Annotated in this window: 15 protein-coding genes and 2 pseudogenes; 3 read left to right on the forward strand and 14 right to left on the reverse strand. The window is 70.9% G+C overall.

Annotated features, from left to right (window positions below):
• Window positions 1-47: 47 nt before the first annotated feature.
• From ACFC1R_RS29770 to ACFC1R_RS29795, 6 genes are all read right to left on the reverse strand, one after another.
• On the reverse strand, window positions 48-608 hold the full coding sequence (locus ACFC1R_RS29770) for a hypothetical protein (protein WP_375943816.1): 561 nt from the start codon (window positions 606-608) through the stop codon (window positions 48-50).
• Between the two features lie 44 nt (window positions 609-652).
• Window positions 653-1,255, reverse strand: a complete 603-nt coding sequence (locus ACFC1R_RS29775) for a hypothetical protein (RefSeq protein WP_156178863.1) — start codon at window positions 1,253-1,255, stop codon at window positions 653-655.
• A 289-nt stretch (window positions 1,256-1,544) separates the two neighbouring features.
• Window positions 1,545-1,907, reverse strand: coding sequence for a hypothetical protein (locus tag ACFC1R_RS29780; RefSeq protein WP_375943818.1), 363 nt, complete (start codon window positions 1,905-1,907; stop codon window positions 1,545-1,547).
• Between the two features lie 403 nt (window positions 1,908-2,310).
• Window positions 2,311-3,045, reverse strand: coding sequence for a hypothetical protein (locus tag ACFC1R_RS29785; protein WP_375943819.1), 735 nt, complete (start codon window positions 3,043-3,045; stop codon window positions 2,311-2,313).
• 9 nt (window positions 3,046-3,054) lie between these two features.
• Window positions 3,055-5,184 carry a PQQ-binding-like beta-propeller repeat protein gene (locus ACFC1R_RS29790; RefSeq protein ID WP_375943820.1) on the reverse strand — a complete coding sequence of 710 codons (2,130 nt, stop codon included), beginning with the start codon at window positions 5,182-5,184 and terminating at the stop codon, window positions 3,055-3,057.
• Window positions 5,181-7,385: a PQQ-binding-like beta-propeller repeat protein gene (locus ACFC1R_RS29795; RefSeq protein ID WP_375943821.1), complete on the reverse strand. Its 2,205-nt coding sequence runs from the start codon at window positions 7,383-7,385 to the stop codon at window positions 5,181-5,183. Before ACFC1R_RS29795 ends, ACFC1R_RS29790 begins: the two co-directional genes overlap by 4 nt.
• 504 nt (window positions 7,386-7,889) lie before the next feature.
• Between ACFC1R_RS29795 and ACFC1R_RS29800 the strand changes: the two genes are divergently transcribed.
• A complete protein-coding gene (locus tag ACFC1R_RS29800) occupies window positions 7,890-8,501 on the forward strand; it encodes a hypothetical protein (protein ID WP_375943823.1) in 612 nt (203 codons plus the stop codon).
• 139 nt (window positions 8,502-8,640) lie between these two features.
• On the opposite strand, the pseudogene ACFC1R_RS29805 reads toward ACFC1R_RS29800, so the two are convergent.
• The 4 genes and pseudogenes from ACFC1R_RS29805 to ACFC1R_RS29820 form a co-directional block, all read right to left on the reverse strand.
• Window positions 8,641-8,754, reverse strand: a pseudogene (locus tag ACFC1R_RS29805) (IS630 family transposase); the annotation flags it as partial.
• 46 nt (window positions 8,755-8,800) lie between these two features.
• Window positions 8,801-9,055, reverse strand: a complete 255-nt coding sequence (locus ACFC1R_RS29810; RefSeq protein ID WP_375943825.1) for a hypothetical protein — start codon at window positions 9,053-9,055, stop codon at window positions 8,801-8,803.
• A gap of 152 nt (window positions 9,056-9,207) precedes the next feature.
• Window positions 9,208-10,473, reverse strand: a complete 1,266-nt coding sequence (locus ACFC1R_RS29815) for an aromatic acid exporter family protein (protein ID WP_375943826.1) — start codon at window positions 10,471-10,473, stop codon at window positions 9,208-9,210.
• Window positions 10,474-10,580: 107 nt separating this feature from the next.
• Window positions 10,581-11,375, reverse strand: coding sequence for an HdeD family acid-resistance protein (locus ACFC1R_RS29820; RefSeq protein ID WP_375943828.1), 795 nt, complete (start codon window positions 11,373-11,375; stop codon window positions 10,581-10,583).
• Between the two features lie 572 nt (window positions 11,376-11,947).
• Here ACFC1R_RS29820 and ACFC1R_RS29825 point away from each other — a divergent pair.
• Window positions 11,948-12,535 carry an RICIN domain-containing protein gene (locus ACFC1R_RS29825; RefSeq protein ID WP_375943830.1) on the forward strand — a complete coding sequence of 196 codons (588 nt, stop codon included), beginning with the start codon at window positions 11,948-11,950 and terminating at the stop codon, window positions 12,533-12,535.
• Between the two features lie 140 nt (window positions 12,536-12,675).
• Here ACFC1R_RS29825 and ACFC1R_RS29830 read toward each other — a convergent pair whose 3' ends face one another.
• Window positions 12,676-13,299, reverse strand: coding sequence for a hypothetical protein (locus ACFC1R_RS29830; RefSeq protein WP_375943832.1), 624 nt, complete (start codon window positions 13,297-13,299; stop codon window positions 12,676-12,678).
• 322 nt (window positions 13,300-13,621) lie between these two features.
• Between ACFC1R_RS29830 and ACFC1R_RS29835 the strand changes: the two are divergent.
• Window positions 13,622-13,798, forward strand: a pseudogene (locus ACFC1R_RS29835) (chitinase); the annotation flags it as partial.
• An 81-nt stretch (window positions 13,799-13,879) separates the two neighbouring features.
• Here ACFC1R_RS29835 and ACFC1R_RS29840 read toward each other — a convergent pair.
• The 3 genes from ACFC1R_RS29840 to ACFC1R_RS29850 all read right to left on the reverse strand — a co-directional run bounded on the left by ACFC1R_RS29840 (window position 13,880) and on the right by ACFC1R_RS29850 (window position 16,703).
• A complete protein-coding gene (locus ACFC1R_RS29840) occupies window positions 13,880-15,085 on the reverse strand; it encodes an MFS transporter (RefSeq protein ID WP_375943834.1) in 1,206 nt (401 codons plus the stop codon).
• Between the two features lie 334 nt (window positions 15,086-15,419).
• A complete protein-coding gene (locus ACFC1R_RS29845; protein WP_375943836.1) occupies window positions 15,420-16,067 on the reverse strand; it encodes a hypothetical protein in 648 nt (215 codons plus the stop codon).
• Window positions 16,068-16,130: 63 nt separating this feature from the next.
• Complete coding sequence (locus tag ACFC1R_RS29850) at window positions 16,131-16,703, reverse strand: hypothetical protein (protein WP_375943838.1); 573 nt, start codon at window positions 16,701-16,703, stop codon at window positions 16,131-16,133.
• Between the last annotated feature and the right edge of the window lie 6 nt (window positions 16,704-16,709).

A 16,709-nucleotide genomic window follows, 5' to 3' on the forward strand; every position in this document is an offset into this window, starting at 1 on the left:
CCTCGCAGCGGGGCCGCCGCGCCGGCGGGGTTCTCAGGGGGTTACCGTCACCGTGGTGGTCTCGGGGTTCCCGCTGTTGCCCTGGTAGACCGAGTCGCCGCTGTAGACGGCCGTGATGACGTGCGGGCTGGTGGTCCGGAAGAAGGTGACGCGCCCCCGGCGGCGCAGTTTCCGAGGGTGAGGACCAGGCGCACCGTGCCCAGGACCGTGCCGGTCGTGGTGTCGGTGAGCGTCACGGTGCCGGTGGGCGGGGTCGTGGCCCCCGTACCGGGGACCGGGCAGACCAGGTCGTCGATCACCACCGGCCGGCCGAGCCGGGACTGCTTGGGCAGCGGGATCAGGCGTGTCGTCACCGGCTTGCCCGGCGTGGGGTAGCTGATGGTGATGCCCGCGGCGGCGCTGGTCACCGTGGGGCCGGTGCCGCCGGCGGGGACGAGGGACGAACCGCCGCCGCCACCGCCCGCGCTCCCGAACGGAGTGGTCAGGCCGTTGAGGCTGGCACCGCCGCCACCGCCGAACAGGCCCCCGCCGCCCGCGCCGCCCGTGCCGGCACCGCCGTTGCCGCCGTCGGCGGAGGGCAAGGGTCGCCAGCCGCCGATGGCCGTCACCCCCGCTGGGTGACGGCCACCGAACAGGGCTCACACCGTGGTCACTAGCACGACCACGGCGTGGTGACGTGGCCCGTCACGGTGTCCACCGCCACCGTCCTGCCCTCGCTGGGAATGCAGAAGTAGTAGGTGGGATGCGGGTTCTGCACGACGGGCTCATTGAGGTACAGGGGCTTGAACGCGCCGGTGTGCCCGGCCTTGACGGCCAGATCGTGGGCCTGGACCTCCGTCATGGTGAACGGGGAGATGGCCTGGATCCCGATCGGGACGCTCCACGGCTGCGTGCTCTGGTACTGACCGGTGGTCGAGTACTTGTACTCGAAGGACGGCTCCGAGTCCTTGGCCCGGAAGCGGATCCACCAGGCCTGGACGTCATTGGGGTTGGTCGTGGGTGTCAGCAGGACGGCGTCCGCGTCGTAGAACTGCGAGCCGGGGTGCTCCTGCTGCGCCTTCACCTTGGCCTCCCGCACGATCTGTGTGAGCGGGAGGTGGGGTGCCGCGCTGGCGGTGGACGGGGCGATCGGCAGCAGCGACAGGGCCGTGGCGGTCGCGGCGAGCCCGATCCGTGCCCGAAGGCGGCGGCGTGATGTCCGGCACCCGTTCAGTGCGGGTGTCGCGGGCGTGCGGGCGGTGCGCGTGGTGTTCATGTCCTTCATCTCCTTCGACCCGGACTCTGCGTGGTCACGGTGGAAGTCGACTGTCGGGTTCGGCGTGAGCGATGGCCGACGGGCGAGAGGTCCTCGGCCGGGCTCCGCGGGGATGCAGCCTCCCGGGGTCCAACGGTAGGAAGGTCTCCGGGCGCCGTCTCCTGGCCGTCATCCTCGCTGAGCCGAACAGGCGAACCTCTCACCCGGAGCGATGCCCCGTCCGGGGTTTCGCCGCGCGGTCCCGGCCGGTGGGCCCGATCCTGTGCCGCTCCTTGATCATCGCTGACTGTTACAAGGTGGTGACACGATCTTCTCGAAGTAGGCGTCCCAGCCGACGAGCCTGTAGATCGTCCTTCAGGCTGCGCTCCACCCACTCCAGGGCGATGTAGTACCGCTCCAGAACCGGGTCCCAGCCCGACTCCAGCATCCGCACGATATGAGGGTGCTCGACAGCTTTGAGTGCGGCGGTCTCCCGTTCCAGGAAGACCTTGATGATTTCGTCGTCGCGCCGCTTGAGTAACTTGATCGCCGCGAACTGCCTGTCACTGTCGCTATTTGCCGTGTCAACGGCCTTGCGCACCTTCGACAGACCGCCGCTGCGCGCGCTGTCTCCCACCAGCAGGAAGCGATCGTTGATCGCATGCGGTCCCACACATGCTCCTCGTCCAGCACCGGCGTCAACTACCGGTCCGGCCATCCTGCCAGCCCAGGACTCCTCGGTTGGATGATTCGGCAGATCCGGGCTTGATCGTGGCCAACTCCTCGATGACTACAGTGCCCGACGCTCGACCAACTTATTGCTTATCTTCGGCTTGTTGGGGAGAGCTGTAGCCGAGGACGTGGTCGACGGCATCGGAGGCAGCCAATCCGGTGGCCCGGAGGGTGGCCACTCCGGAGTGTCAGGGTGGCCCACTCGTGGTCGAGGGCATCCACGGCGGTGCTACCAGCAGCCGACGGTAGAGGCTAGCGCCGTAGCCGCTCCCCCGCACGGAAGCGGCCCGTCGAATCTGTCGATGACGGCCGCCAGTTGCTCGTCCGCTTCGCGATCTAGCTAGCTAGCTGAGTGTGGCCAGCGCGTCGCGGGCGCAGGTGATCGCGGCGGACTCGGCAGTGGATTGAGGGACAGAGCGCATGCCGTAGCTGGACATGGTGGTCGCCTCGTACTCGATGGTGACCATGGCATTGTGCTGCAGTACGACGAGGTTCACCTGGCCAATGCCGGAGCTGGTGCTGTAGAGGATGGTGGCCTTGTCACCGAGGCCGTTCACTGGACGGTCATCGATCAACTTCTGGCCGGAGGCGGGCAACATCGACCGGTCGGTGGCGAGCAGTTGTTGGTAGGCGGAGTCGTTGTCCGAGTGGAGTTGGGCGCCAACGACGAGGTAGGTGAAGCTGGTGCTGGGCATGCTGGAGTGCCAAATCGCGCCCGAGGTCACGGCGCCCGGTTCGGCTACGTGGGCCTGGCACGTCGTGCCGGGCGCGTACGTGGTGACGGTTTCGGGGCGCAACAGCGAGCAGCCGTCGGCCAGGTGGGTGTAGAGAGCCGTGGGGCTGGCGGTGGCGCTGGCAGCGGGGCTCGCGGTGGAGGAGACGCTCGGGGTCGGAGCAGCGGAGCCAGCGGCGACCGTGGCTGGCGGGCTGGTGAGTGCCGCTGTCAGGCCGAGTACGAGCGCGGCGCCGCCGGCGCCGCCCGCCACGCCGCCGAGCAGCCAGGTCCAGCGTCGGGCGGGCCCGGCGGGCCGCAGGTCGGCCTGGTCGGGAAGCGTGGCCGGCGTGTCTTCCATGTCCATGGGCGGGCCTCACGTGTTCGGGAGTCGGTATGCCGTCAGATCGCTGCCGTAGCCGAGTAGCAGAGTCGAGTCCTGCATCAGCAGGTGGGGATCTCCCTGCTGCCGGGCGAAATCCTGGTGCCACCGGGAAGAGCCGCTGCCCGCGTCGAGCGCTAGCAGGGTGATACCCCCGGTAGCAGTGGGTGCCGTGACCAGAAAGAGATTCGCGGTGGCGGACTGCACGGTGGCGGTGCCGTGCGCGGAGCGCCAGGTCCAGACGGTCCGGCCGGCCCGCAAGGCGAGGCCGGTCACCTCGTTCACCCCGCCGAGTGCAAGCACGCCTGCGGCGCTGGCCTGACCGGTGATGGTGTCGGAGCGGGTGCCGTTCCACAGCCGGGTGCCGTCCGCAGGGGCGAAGCCCGCGAGGGCGATCCGTCCGACGGAGCCGGACGACGACACGGGCGGCAGGCAGGCCAGCACGCCCTGCTGGAGCGAGAGCGAGCCGGCGTACGCGTGCAGGGTCATCGTGGCCTCGGGTGAGGGCAGCCCGCTCGGTCGGCTCCAGGACGTCGTTCCGGCGCGCGCGTTGAGTGCCGCCACCCGTAGGTCGGAGGTGAGCGCGTACAGCAGGCTGCCGCCCGGCGGCGCGTACAGGTCCTGGGCGTCGGCCGTCCACCGCTGCCTGCCGGTCGCGCTGTCGAGCGCGGTGAAGTGTATGTCGTCGCCTACAGAGGCGCTCGGGAACTCCAGGACCAGCAGGCCCGCCGAGGCCACGGCTTGGGTGCGGTACGAGGAGCCGAACGCCGAAGTCGTCCAGCGTGCAACGCCCTTGACCGCATCGAAGGCGTGGAGCGCACCTGCGGCGTCGGTCACCAGCAGCAGTCCCGGCAACGGCTGAGAGACGGCCTGTGCGTCGGGTACGGCACTGACCGCGCGCCATAGCCGGGTGCCGCTGCGTGCGTCGTACGCCTGGACGCTGCCTTCCGATCCCACCGTCCAGACCCGGCTGCCGTCACTGGTCGAGAGCGCGCCCTGTGCGTCGGATGTGCTCCACAACTTCCGTCCCATGGAGCGGTCGTAGCTGACCACGCCGGTGCGGTCGGCGCACACCACCATTTGGGCCCCGCGGGCCAGCGGTGTCATCCCGGAGCGGGGTAGCGTCGCCGTCCAGGTGCGACGGGGCAGGTCGCCCGGCTCGGCCGAGCCCTGCCACAGGCCCCAGCTAGTCCCGCCCGCGGCCGCTGTGGCCAGCAGAGTGCCGCCGAGCAGCAGCAGCTGCCGCCGGGTGCCGTTGGGGTCGTCTAGAGCCTGCCGCAGCTCGCGCTCGCGCTGCCGAACGCTGCGCTCAGCCCCGCCTAGCCAGGCGGTACCGACAGCTGGTCCCTGCCGAAACGCCTCGGTGAGCTCGGCCGGTTGGGGCCGCCGGCCCGGCTCCTTGTTCAGACAACGCACCAGAAGGTCGATCAGCTCCTCCGGTGCACCGTTCAGATGTGGCGGCTCCTCGGCCGAGCGGTACAGCAGAACCGCGGCGGGCCCGTCGCCGAAGGGCGGCTCCCCAGTCGCGGCGAAGGCCAGCACCGCGCCGAGCGAGAACAGGTCGCTGGCCGGAGTGAGTTCCTTGCCCGCGGCGTGCTCAGGCGACATGAAGCCGGGGGTGCCGATGATCCCGCCCGTCGCGGTCAGCGTCGCGTCGTTGGCCGGCTTGCTGATCCCGAAGTCGATGACCCTGGGTCCGTCGCGGGTGAGCAGGATGTTGGAGGGGTTGAGGTCGCGATGGATGATCCCGGCCCGGTGGATCGCACCGAGTGCTTCGACCAGGCCCGCGCCCAGCACCTGCAGCGCGGCGCCGTCCATCTTCCCGTGTCGCGCCACGGCCTGCTGCAGTGAGGGACCGGCCACGAACTCGGTGGCCAGCCAGGGCAGTTCGGCCTCGGTGTCGGCGTCCACCACGGCCGCAGTGCAGGCCCCGCCGACCAGCCGGGCCACGTTCACCTCCTGGGCGAACCGCCGCCGGAACTCAGTGTCGGCCGCGTACTGCTTCTGCACGGTTTTGACTGCGACTGGGCGACCGCTCTCGGTGATGCCCAGGTGGACGTCGCCCATGCCTCCCGCGCCGAGGCGCCGTAGGATCCGGTAGGGGCCGATGGTCTCGGCGCTCACGCACTCACCCGGTAGGCGCGCAGCGTGGTGGAGGAAGCGCAGTAGACCATCTGCCCCGAGGCGGTGGTGGTCCACACGTTCTCGGCGGCGGCGCCGCGCGCCATCCAGCGGATCGCACCGTCGGCAGCACTCAGCACGGCCACACCGGAGGCCTGTTGAACGACGGGGACGGCGAAGAACCCGTCGCCCGCAGACGGGGCCCGGAAGGAGGTGACGGCGCTGGTAGGGGTGGTCGCCGCGACGGTGGTGTGCCACAGTCCCTTGCCGGTCGCGGTGTCCAGGCAGTATGCGGTGCCAAATGCCCCGGCCAGCAGTAGCCTGCCCGTGCCCAGCGCACAGCCCATGGCGACCTCGGGGACGGTCGGGGAGGTCCAGCGCTGTTTCCCGCTCGCCTCGTCCAAGGCGAGGACCGTCTGACCGTGCACGACGAGCAGCAGGTCGGCGGTCCGCACGAGCCGATAGGGCGGGGCGCCGTTTCCCGACGCGGTGCCGGCGGCCTGCCAAAGGATCTTCCCGGTGGCCAGGTCGACCGCGTAGGTGACGCCGCTGTCCTGGTAGTAGCAGCGACCGTCGGCAACCAGGCCCAAGTTGCTGCCGGAGCCGCTCAAAATCCGCTCCTCGGAGCGTGCTGTGGAGACCGCATCCGTCTGGGTGATCGTGTGCCGCCACACGTCACGGCCGGTGCCGAGCTCGACCCCGGCGATCACCCCGCCGCCCTCCTCCACGGTCTGGAAGGCCAACACCACCACCGGGCCCTGAGCGCCGAGCACCCGCAAGCTCATCTGGGCGTACGTCCGCTGCGCGGCGGGGACGGTCGAGCCGAGCGGGCTGCTGTGGCTGGAGCCCGCCGAATCCAGCCACGTCAGGGTCTGCAGGTCCGCCGACGGCGCGTACAGCAGGCCGCCTGATTCCTCGACGGCCTGGAAATCCGGTGTCGAGGACCAGAGTTGACGTCCAGTCGACGTGTCGTAGCCGAAGGCGCCCTGTCCCTCCGCCCACCAGGCCACGGTGGGGCCGAGCAGTGAGATCTGCGCCTCCATCAGGCCCGACAGCGACTGGGTCCACACCGGGGCGGGCCCGCCCGGCATCGGGCTCGGTTGCTTGGCGGTGGCACCCCAGGGGTTCGAGGCCTGCCCCACCGTCGCGCTGTTGCTCGCCGCCTGCGTGCGCCGCTGGAGCAGCAGCGGTACGCCGACCGAGCAGGCCGCCACCGCGCCGATCCCGGCCCCGAGACCGAGCAGGCCGCGGCGGGTGAGCGACTGCCACTTGCGCACGGGCAGCGCGGGCGGATCGGCCTGCGGCGCGCCCCGGTCGGCCTCAGCCTGCCGCTCCCGGGCGTCGAGGTCGGCGAGCAGCCACGGGCTCAGCAGTGCCGCAGGATCGGCTGGGGCCAGTGCGCCCAGCACGGCCGTCACGGTGGGCCGCTGGGCGGGGTCCTTGGCCAGGCAGGAGGCCACCAGGGGGAGCAGCGAGGCGGGCACTCCGGAGAGGTCTGGCTCCTCGTACACGACCCGGTGGTTGACGTGTGCGGGTTCACCGTCGCCGAACGGCGTGCGGCCGGTGAGTGCGTACACCAGTAGGCAGCCGAGCGAGAACACGTCGGCCGCGCCGGTGGTGGCGGAGTCGGCGACGATGCGTTCGGGGGCGACGTAGCCGGGTGTGCCGCACACCATGCCGGTCCGGGTTAGGTGTGCGGCGTCGAAGGCGCGGCTGATCCCGAAGTCGATGACGCGCGGACCGTCCCGCGCGATGAGCACATTGCCCGGTTTGAGGTCACGGTGCACCAACCCGGCCGCGTGGATCGCGGCCAACGCCTCGGCGAGGGCCGCTCCCAGGGCCCGTGTTCCCGTCTCGCCGAGGGTGCCGAACCGCAGGACCACCTCGCCGAGGTCCGGCGCGGGTAAGTAGGACGTGGCCATCCAGGGCCGACGACCGCGCGGTTCCGCGTCCACCACGGGTGGCGTGTGAAAGCCGGTTACCCGCCGCGCGGCCTCGACCTCCTGCCGGAAGCGTCGCTGGAACTGCGGGTCCTCGGCGTACTCAGCCCTGATCACCTTCACCGCGAGCAGTCTCAGCCCGGGTGAGCGGGCCAGGTACACCGCCCCCATCCCACCCTCGCCCAACGGCCGCAGCAACTGGTGCGGGCCCACGAACACAGCTTGCTGCGTCCCTATGCCGTCGGTTTTCCTGTAGGCAGCCACCAAGCCTCCCCCGAACGTGTTGCCGTCGTCACAGACAGACACAGTGACACGTACAACTCATCCGGCGACACCGTTTCGCACAATGACCTGCCGTCCCACCGACACCCGGGCACGCTGCTGGAGCTCACCCGGGCCGCGAACCGGGTTGGCGCGAGCCGGATGGCACCGTCTGCGGAAAGCGGTCCCGGGGGCCCGCGTGCTGTGCCTCCCCTACTGCGTTGCCGAAGGACCGCAGTGCCGCGTCGCGGTCCGCACTGATGTCCGCAGGGACCGCAGCCACGACCCCATCGAGGTGGTCAGCCTGGTGATGGCGGCTGGCGACAGTGCGGCCGAGTTACCCAAGAACCATTCCAACGCGGGCACGAAGTCGCCGACGACGTCGGCGGCGTGCGAGCAGGAGGAGGGGAGTCTGAGCCCCCCGAGACTGCCCGTACCGGCGTGGCCTGCCGCCCTCAACTTTGCGAAGGCCCTGACACGTGGCCACCCATCCGTGAGGATGCCCGTATGGCAGACAGTGCAGAGCTCTTCGGTCTGATCGGCGTGCTCGGGGGAGCCGTATTGGGAGCGGGGGCCACCATGTTCTCGTCAGCGCTTCAGACCAGAACGGCGGAACGCATCCGACGACGCTCGCGTGCCGAGGAGGAGATGCGTCGGCTTATCGCCTTGCGCAAGAGCACCCGGGAGGCGCTGAAGTACCTGTCGGACGCGGTGGAAGGTCTGGAGTCTGGCCGGCCAGACTCCAGAGACGAGTTCATGGCCGGCTGGCAAGTGGCACGAAACGCCGTCACGGATGCGGCGGACACGTCCACGATCGACGGATTCGGCCTCCCGCAGTCCCCCAGCAGCGAGGAGGCCATGCGCGGGTTGCAGCGCTCACGCCGATGGAGGTGGCCTCGCCGACGCCGGCAGAGCCCATTTCAAGGCCACCCAGGCATCGTCATCTCGCTGGATGCGGCTGGCTTTGCTGTGGGTGAAGCGCTTCGTACCCAGGGCCTTGGCACTGCCTTGGGCCAGGAGGACATGCGGCGGCTACGAGAGCTGGTGACTCGTGTGGAAGAGGGACGCTCCGTAATGCTGGCTACCCTCCTGGACCGGATGGAAGACCTGCAGGACTGACTCTGTGTAACCAGCCCTTGCTCTATCGAACTTCGTGGGCGTGAGTTCGAGTCTGCTGGCTCGGTTGGGTGATCTTCTGGTCGGCAGGGCATGAAAGTGGGCCTCCCGCACAGCTCGTGGGTGTCGAATCCAACCGCGCAACAGGAGGCCCCTGGTGCCAGGTCACCACCGACCCCGTGCCCCTGCGGACAATCCGCAGCAACCGTCGTCCCTCGTCGTCATCGATCGTGCGCACGCGTACTCGTTCGGCCACGTGACCAGCTTGACGGATGCTCACCCGGATGGGCACCGAGCAGGGTTCAGCCCACGACCGCGCCATTGCCGACGCCGATGAACTGCTCGTACGAGGTGCGGTACTCCCTCAGCGCTTCTCCACGGAAGAGCGCCAGTTCCTCCGCCGTGAGCGGGGCGGTCCGTGCGGCGATCTCCCCCAGGGACTCACCCGCACAGGCCGCAGTCAGCGAGTACCCGACCCCCTGGTCGCAGCAGACCTGAACCAGTGCCGCACGGACACGAGGGTCATCGCTCTCGCACAGGTACATGGCGGCGTCCACCCGCTCATCCTCACGCGCTGCAGAATCCAGCACGAGCTTGATCAATGCCTCAATCCGCCATGTCTCCATGCGAACATCCTGCCCGATCAACCCAACGAGTGGCGCCGGTCGGACGCGCGGAGCGAGCGGGGCGAACGTGGTCTGATGCGGCACTAGCTTCCGCCGGCGCCGGCCTCCGCCGGTGCCCGCTTCGCGCGGCGCCGGCGTCGCCAACGTTCGCCGCGCGCCAGGCTCCGGAACCCCTCCAGCCACTCGAACCGCTGGCGGTTCGCCACGGAGGCCCGGTCCAGCTCCTCCATGAGGCGTCGGGACCGGTGCTCAAGGTCCAACTCGTCCAGGATCCGGTCGATCTCGGCGAGCAGCGAACCGTGCAGCTGCCAGGCGTGGGGGTGTTCCTGGACCTGCCGCAGCAGCATCTGGGCCACCGTGTCACGGCTGTCCCTGGCGGCGGACAGTTCGGCGGCCAGCCGGTCCTCCGCCTCCTCGGCGCTGTGGCTCACCTGGGTGGTCACCAGTACGGCGAAACTGACCAGCGCCCCGCCGACGTGCACCAGCAGCTCCTCCAGGGCCAGGGCCACCTGCGGCGGGAAGAGGTCCTCGTCCCGGTCGCGGCGTTTGGCCAGGTCGGTGAGCGAACGGGCCATCACCCGTACGACGACCACGCAGATCTCAAGGGTGTCCAGACCGGTCCGCAGCACCAGACTGGAGAGCTGGCCCTCCCGGATCCGCGGGTTCAGGCGCAGGCTGTCCTCGGCCTGGCGCAGCGCGCCGTCGACGTCGGCGATGGCCTGGTCGAGGCGGCGGGCCTCGTGCAGCCGGGCGGCGGCGCGTTCCACCGGGGTGGGGCCGCCCAGCTCCTCGGCGATGCGGACCAGCAGGTGGCGGGTCCGGCGGGCGAGATCCTCGATCGACTCGCCCGCCGTGTCCACCCACACCGGCGGGGCGAACAGGAAGTTGAAGAGCAGGCCGACTCCGGCCCCGATCAGGGTCTCCAACACCCGGTCCCACGCCTGGGAGGCCAGCCGGGTCACCCCGAGCACCAGCATCGCGCTGATCGCGACCTCGTTGACGAACTCGTCGACCCGCACGAAGTGCCCGATCGTCAGCGACGCGAGGATGATCAGTCCCAGGCTCCACCAGGAGAGCCCCATCACCGAGCTGAACCCGATGGCGATCAGCACCCCGACCACGACCGAGTTCACCCGGCGGATGCTCGTGGTCAGGGTGGAGTAGAGGGTGACCTGGACGACCAGCAGCGCGGTCAGCGGCGCGGTCAGCGGAGCCGGTTCGCTGCTCAGGTGCACCGCGACCGCGTAGGACAGCGTGGCGGCCACGGTCGCGCGCACCGTCAGGACGACGACGGGCTCCTTGAGGCGGCGTCGGACGGCTTGGGTCGGCGTTTCGCGTGCAGCGGGCATTTTCTCCTTGTTCCCACTCAGGTGCCGCACTCACCTCCTGTGGTGAATGCGGCACCTGGATGGTCAGCCGGTGGCCCGGTGGGCCTCGTCCGGCCCGGAGCGCCTCGCTACGTCTGCGGACGGGGCTGCGGCTGGACCCGGGTGCCGTTGCCGGCCGCCGCGCCGGAGCCCAGCTTCCGGATCCGGGAGCGCAGCTGGATCGCATGGACGATCTCGATCAGGCCCAGGACGATCAGCCAGATACCGGCCACCAGGGTGAGCGCCGCGATCGAGCGGAACGGCGAGACGATCAGCACCACACCGGCGATCGCGGTGACCACCCCGAGGAACACCTGCCAGCCGCGGGCCGGCATCGCCGGGCTGGAGATGGCGACCGCGGTCAGCATGACGCCGCGCAGCAGCCAGCCGAAGCCGATCCAGAGCGCGAGCAGCAGGATCGTCTCGGCGGCTCCTCGAAAGCAGATCAGGCCCAGGAGCAGGAAGAGCGCGCCGCTGATGAAGTGCAGCGCACGCAGGTGGCCCGGCACGTGGTGGCCGAAGGCCGCGGTCAGCTGGAACACACCGCTGATCAGCAGGTAGATGCCGAAGAGGACACCGACCACGAACAGCGTCGCACCCGGCCACACCAGGACGAAGACGCCGAGCGCGACGGCTGCCACGCCCGCGGTCAGCAGCACCTGCCAGCTGGCGTTGGCGAGCGCGCCCAGCGCGCTGCCGTACGGGTCGATGCCGTGCCCGTCCGAGTGCCCGGCACTCTCCGCCGTACCGGTGCCGTGCGCGGCGCCGTTACGGGCCGGCTCGCCCGCGCCCGGGAGCGGTCCGGTGCCGTACGGCCCGCCCGCGCCCTGCGGCCGGTTGTCGTGGGGGTCGGCGCCGGACGGGATTCCGGATGAAGAACTCATGGCCCGCACCTGCCTATCTCAGTTCCGGGACATTGCAGTCCATCGTCACCCATCGGCAGCAATCCCGCCTGCGGGCGCCGACCGGTGGCCGGTGTCGCCGGACCCGGTGTCGCCGGGGCAGGGATGCCCGGATCCGGGCTCGGTCCGGTGGGTGCGCGCAGCCGATCGTGGGTGGGCAGGGTGCCCTCCCGTGCCGGCTTCCTCCTGCTGACGTGCCAACCGGGACTGTCGCGCGGGGAGGGGGCGTGCGGGGGCACTTGCGGGTTGTGCGGATACGAAGTGGCCTTGCTCCCGTCCTGCGCGGGGATGCTTGTCGTGTCCACCGGCTGCGGCGGCTGCGGGGGCCGGCGCCGGACGGGCGCCGCCCCGGAGCGCCGTACGACTGACGCGAAATCAGCGGCACCTCCACCGAACACGCCTGCCCGCCACCGTGATGCCTACAGCCGTGTTCCGGCGGGTTGCAGCCGTCCCGGAGCCCCCACCCCACCGTCCGGTCCCGATCGCCTGCCCGTGCACCGGAGCCCCGCCCGCGTGCACAGAAGACGCCCACCGCGCACCGAAGGAGAAGAGACGTGTCACGTTCCTCGTCGAAGCAGAGCCGTACCTGGTGGTTCGGCGTCGCGGCTGCCGCCCTCGCCCTCGCCGCCGTTCCCCTCGCGCAGCCCTCCCGGGCCCACGCCGACGGTACGGCGACGCAGGCGGCCGGTCCGTTCTCCGGGGGGTGGGAGCTGCTCTCGTTCCAGTCGGCGAGCGGCAAGTTCCTGAACGTCAGGGGAGCCGGCGGCAGCGGGGCCCAGGTGATCATCTGGGACACCGGCGGAAACGCCACCGACAACGAGAAGTGGTGGATCGAGCCCTGGTCCGATGGTTCCTACCGGCTGCACCCGCTGTACAACCAGAGCCTCTGCCTCGACGTCCCCGGCGGCAACTACAACACCGGCACCTACCTCCAGGTCTGGTCGTGCAACGGCCGGAGCAACCAGACGTTCCGCTTCCAGCCCTCGGGCGGAGGCGCGCGCAACTACATCGTGGCGGACTGGACCGGTTCGCGGATCAACAAGGTGCTCGACGTCCACAGCCAGGACAACGGTGAGCGGGTATGGCTGTGGAGCCCGAACAACAGTGGTGCGCAGCACTGGCTGACGGTCAAGTACCAGTAGCATCAAGAGATTTGGGGAAGGGCTGGGTCGATGCCTTCGAGTGTCGGCCCCGGCCGCTCCAGGCCGCTCCAGGCCGCCCCGGGTCCGCGCCGGCCGCCCCGGATCCGCGTCGGCCGCTCCGGCCGGGCGCGGTGGGTCGATCAGCGGACCGTGATGTCTCCGTCGGGAACGTCCTCGACCGTGACCTTCTCCCGGGGCTGGCCGAGACCGTGTGCCACGGTCCGGGCGATCCCGTCGGGGTCGGGTTCGACGGGGTACGGCACCTCCTCGTTCGGACCGTAGCTCTCGATCGCCTTCACCAGGTAGCCGGGATCCCAGGCGCCGACGGCGCCCCTGACCTCCACCGCGCTCACGCCTCGGTCCCCGACCTGCTTCCGCAGGGCGGCGAGGATCCGGTCCGACCGGTACTCGCCGGGGACCTGGAACAGGCTGGCGTGGGCACCCACCAGGCCGCCGCCCCGCAGTCGGACGGTGACGGTCAGGCAACTGGTCACGCTGGGGTAGAGGATGCTGCTGCCCCGACCGGCCTCACGGACCTGACCCTCGGTGATCCGTACCTGGTGTGCCTGGACTCCCTGACCGTCGGCGGCGGGCGCGGCGGTGGGGACGGGCGCGGGCGCGGGCATGGCGGTGACGGTGTGCGGTTGCCCGGCCGCCTGGGCCTGCGCCGAGGTCCCGGTGGCGCACTGAAGCGCCAGGACTGCCAGCACGGCGGTCAGGGAGGCGGCAGCCGGGGCCGTTCGATGATTCTGGCGGATGGACACGAGAACTCCTTCTGGTCTGCTGCGGCGGATACTACGGCGCCGCCGCGAAGGCGTGCCATTTCCCGGTTTCCCAGGCAATGACCTGTCGCTCCGTCAGTGATAGTCCACCGCAGTAGAGTTGGCACAGTCCTGAGCGCTCCGGCGTGAACCCGCGGGATCGCGGACCGCTGCTCGCTCCGGTGTCCCGGCCGGGGTCAGGACTATTGACGGCAGGTCTGGACCATTCTACGGTTTGGCGAACCGCACGGGTCTCCAGGCAGTCACGGTCCGGGATGTGAGTGTGTCAACCAGGTCTCTGACGTCACGCCTGCTGGGGGCGCCGCCGGGACTGCCCGCCCAACCGGGCGCCGGTGGCGGATACCTGGCGCCGAACCTGGTCTCGCAGGCCTGGAACAAGTACGGCAACGGTCTCAAGGGACTGATGACCTGGTCGATCAACTGGGATGGGTCGAAGGGCTGGACGTTCGGCGACAACGTCAGGACGCTGCAGGGACGTTGAGCCCGAGCGGCCCGCTGCGGCAACGCCCGCAGTCCCGCCGGCGTGCTGCGTGCTGCATGTTGCGTGCGGGCCCGGGGCGGATCACCGGCCGCGCGGCAGACTCGCCAGCACACCGAGTGCGAGTGCGGCCACCGCGGCGGCGAAGACCGTTCCGGCGGTGCGCAGCCCGATGTGGCCGATCAGCACGCCGACGCCGATCGCGGGCAGCGCCAGCATCGCGTAGATCACCGCGAACAGCGCCGAGAACGTCTGCCCCCGTACGGCCGGTTCGGTGCGCCTGGTGACCAGTGCGATGCCGTCGCCGAGGGCCAGGCCGGAGGAGAGCCCGACGGTCACCGAGGCGGCGATCAACGGCGCGGCGGACGCGGTGAGCATCGCGGTGGCGAGCAGCACGGCGGCCGCGACCAGCCCCAGGCAGGCGATCGGCAGGACCGGGCGGGGGGTCAGCACCCTGGCCAGGAGCTGGCCGGCGCCGACGCAGACGAAGGCCAGCGAGACGGTCGCCCCGGACAGCGTCGGGGCGCTGAGCTTCAGCAGCAGGTCGAAGAAGAGCCCGGTGGTGGCGGTGAGCACGCCGAGGACCGCGAACCCGGCCCCGGCCGCCAGCGCACAGCGCACGAAGGGCACCCGGATCTCGGCCGGCACCCTGGGCAGCGCGGGGGCGGGCAGCCCCCGGCCCGAGCACCGGTTGACGGTCTCCGGGACGGTGGTCAGGAGCAGCAGGGTGAGCAGGACGAGGGCGGCGACGACGATCCAGACCAGCCGCAGCGGCGCGGGTGCCCATTCGGCCAGGCTCCCGGCGAGCAGCGGGCCGCTGGCCAGGCCGCCCATGTTGGCGGCCAGCGCGATCCGGCCCGCTCCGACCTGTTCGCCGGGCGCGGCCAGCTCGGTGAGGTGGGCGGTCGCCGCGCCGGTGACCAGCGCGGCGGCCACGCCGGAGAGCACCCGCCCGACCAGCAGGACCACCAGGTCGTCGGCGGCCAGGAAGGCCCCGGCGGCGGCTCCGGCCAGCAGCAGCGAAACGGCGGTGACCGGGCGCCGTCCGAGCCGGTCGGAGAGGGAGCCGAAGCAGAGCAGTCCGAGGACCACACCGAGCGCGTAGACCGCGAAGGCAACCGTGACCATCAGGTCGGAGAAGCCGAACGCCTCCTGGTACCGGGGGTAGAGCGGAGTGGGGACGGTGGTGCCCACCATGACGGCCCAGAAGGCGGCGGCCACGGTCGCGGTCGCCGCGGCGGAGCGACGACCGGACGGCAGGGAGCGGGCGGCGGTGCTGTCGGAGGTCATGGGACTCCTGCGGTCGGACCGTCGTGCGAACGGGCAGTCACCAGGCAGTGAACCACCGAGGCCCGCGCCGGGCGGCCCGCCGTGCCCGGGAGCGCCCGCCCGGCGCACTCACGGCACCGCGTGGCGCCGTCGGAGGGCGGGGCCCGGTAGGCGCCGGTGACCTCCTGGCGGGGGCGCGCCTTGACCGGCTCGTGCGGGAACCGGCGTTCGGCGTACTCCTTGGCGGGTGAGCCCGGCAGGACGTGGAGGAGGTTCGCCCGCTGGCGGGCTGGCGGGCTGGCGGGCGCGTGGCGGGCCGGCCCGTGCCACCACGCCGTGCGCCCGTGAGCCGTACTCAGCTGCTGAGCAGGCGGTTGAAGAACGACCGGTACTGCTGGAGCGCCAGCCGCAGATCCTCGGTCTGCACCTCGTCGCCGCGGTTCCACTGGTCTTCCAGCCCCCGTTTGTGGTCGGCGAAGGAGGTGGCCAGCCGCTGCATCAGGTCGGCGACCAGGAGGTCCGCCGCATGGACCGCCTCCCGGGGGTCGTCGACGAAGTCGTTCTGGATCTGCTGCCAGCGGGTCCTGAGCTCGTCCTCGTCGTTCTCCGACAGCAGCGGCTGCTCGCCGTCGGCCGCAGGAGCGCGCTCCGCAGCCTCGTCCGTCCGGTCCGCCGGATCCGTCCTCTCTGTCCGGTCTGCCGCGTCCGTCCTGCCCGCCCCGTCGGCCCCGGCCCTCTCGTCGGCCCTGTCGCCCCTGTCGCCCCTGTCGGCCCTGTCGTCGGTGTCTGCTGTGGCCGCCTCGTCCTCGGCAGGCGGCTCCTCGCCCTCCGGGCTGCGCAGGTCCCCGCCGGTGGCTTCGCCGGGGTAGACCGGCCTGCCGTCCTGCCGGTCGGCGCCACCCTGCGCCGTGCTGCGCGACTCCTCCTCGTCGGCTTCGGGGGATCGGGCCAGGTCCTCGGTGGTCAGGCGTCCTTCGTCCTCGATCCGGTCCTGGTACTTCATCTGCCTTACCTCTTCTCGGTCTTACCGTCCCACGTCCGGTTCGGCACCGGGGTGTTCCCGGCGCTACCGGACGCGACGTGCACCGCCGGTGCCCGTCCGGCCGTGGCCGTTCCCGAGCAGTTCGTCGAAGAGCGCGCGGTAGTGCACCATCGCGCCCCGGAGCTCCTCGGTGGTCGCCGAGCCGTGTCCGGCCTGGTCGTTGACCGCATGAGCGACCCGGAAGTGTTCCAGGGTGCGCCCGTGCTCGACGGACAGGTCCCGGAGTTCCTGCTCGTAGCCCTCCGTCGGGTAGCCGCGTTCACGCATGACCACGGTCACGAGCCGGTCGGCCTGCTGGACGGCCTCGCCCGGCCGGTCCACGAACTGTTGCTGCACCCGTGTCCAGTCCTCGGCGTAGCGGTCCCTGACCGGGGGCGGCAGTGGTCGGATGTCGAGCCGGTCGTGGCGCTGCTCGCGGGCGCGCAGCTCGCGCTCGGCCGCGAGTCGGCTCTCCGAGCCGTACACGGTCCGCTCGTACTCGGGCCCGAAACGTTCCTGCAGTCGGCGGCGGCGGACGACTTGCCACACCGCGAGGACCAGCAGGATGAGAACAACCGCGACAGGCACGATGATCGCAATGAGGGTCCCTGTGGACATGGGGTC

The sequence above is a fragment of the Kitasatospora sp. NPDC056138 genome (assembly GCF_042264695.1).
In the GTDB taxonomy this organism is placed as follows: Bacteria; Actinomycetota; Actinomycetes; order Streptomycetales; family Streptomycetaceae; genus Kitasatospora.